Genomic DNA, 1313 nt, shown 5'->3' on the forward strand with positions numbered 1-1313 from the left:
TTTTGGCTCATAGCGGGCTAGATTTTTTGCGACTGCTCGCGATCGGATACGATGAAATCTGCTGGGACGAGGATTTTAGTGCGCCGCCAAACAGCGACGACTTTATTGTGCATCCAAACGTAGAATTTCAGCAGTGGCTCAAGGAGACGTTTAAAACGACGATCCCGCAAACCGCGCTTGAGCTCGTCACGCCCGCGCATATAGACGACGAGAACCCGAGCGATGAGTTTTTGATCTGGGTAAATCGCGTCACGGAGTAAAATTCAAAGCGGCTTTTGCGCCGCTTGATGAAGCGTTGTGGGCTTTACTTTAGCAGGAAACCTTGAAATTTAAGCTTTTGCTGGCTAATTTAAAGAGCGTAAATTTAATGGATATCTTTTTATTAAAATTTGGCGTCGGTATCTATATAGAAAAGCATTAATCATCTATTACTACTTCTGCTACTCTTAAAATTTTTAATAAATTTGCTCGATAGAATTTAACTCTTTGCAGTGTGGGGGTAGAATTTTGCTGTTATCCGAAATAAGACGCGATAGAAAAGTTGGCACGTTTTTAAGAATCCAAATAAAAATTTAGCTAAATTCCGCGTGGATGAGCTGATATATCAAACGCATGGAAGTTCTGTCGGTTTATTAGCAAAGAACTGATTGAGACTAAATTCTAAAGCAGAAAAAATAAGGCTAAAAGCTTTTCGGTAGTTTTGGCGATAGGTTGTCTTTAAGTGTCGTATCAGAAAAATTGTGACCGCAGCGACGCAGGCAGCGCGCGCAGAGCTAAAAAATGGCGCGAGCATCTGTATCGGCGTAGCGCTTTTAGGCCTCGTACGAAAGATCGTATCCAAACGATCCTGCTGTCAAATATCTGCATAAATTACGACGGATTTTTATCGAGGGCATGAGGGGCGGGCTACAAGGCGTATCCAGCGAATACGTCTTTGCAGCTAGCTGTACGCAGGCATTTAAAAGACGAAAAGTAAAAGCGAACAGGTTGAAATCTGAAAGCATTAATAGCCAAATTGCGTTCAGTGGCAAAGTGAGCGCAAACTTTTTGGCAGCTTTAAGCTATCTGCGCGCGTGTAGGGTGGCAGGCGCTACTTTACTTTAAATCTCTTTTTGGATCTTGGGTTTGCACTCGCAGAGCAGCAAGCGCTAAGCAGCTAGGCGCGGAGGTATTGTATTTTGCACCGCTTTCGCAGTAGCTCTCTTTTATACCTGCCAGCTGACGCACTTTCTAGCAAGATGAGTGATTGTTGTTTTGACATTGATGAGGATGAGCTTGGTGAGTGCAATACAAGCCCGGTAGCGTATAGTGAA

1 pseudogene is annotated in these 1313 nt (G+C 43.6%); it reads left to right on the plus strand.

What is annotated here, in order from left to right:
• Positions 1 to 260: pseudogene (locus Q0614_RS07150) on the plus strand (SMI1/KNR4 family protein); the annotation flags it as partial.
• Positions 261 to 1313 lie beyond the last annotated feature (1053 nt).

It is taken from the genome of uncultured Campylobacter sp., from assembly GCF_937997595.1.
Classification (GTDB): domain Bacteria; phylum Campylobacterota; class Campylobacteria; order Campylobacterales; family Campylobacteraceae; genus Campylobacter_B.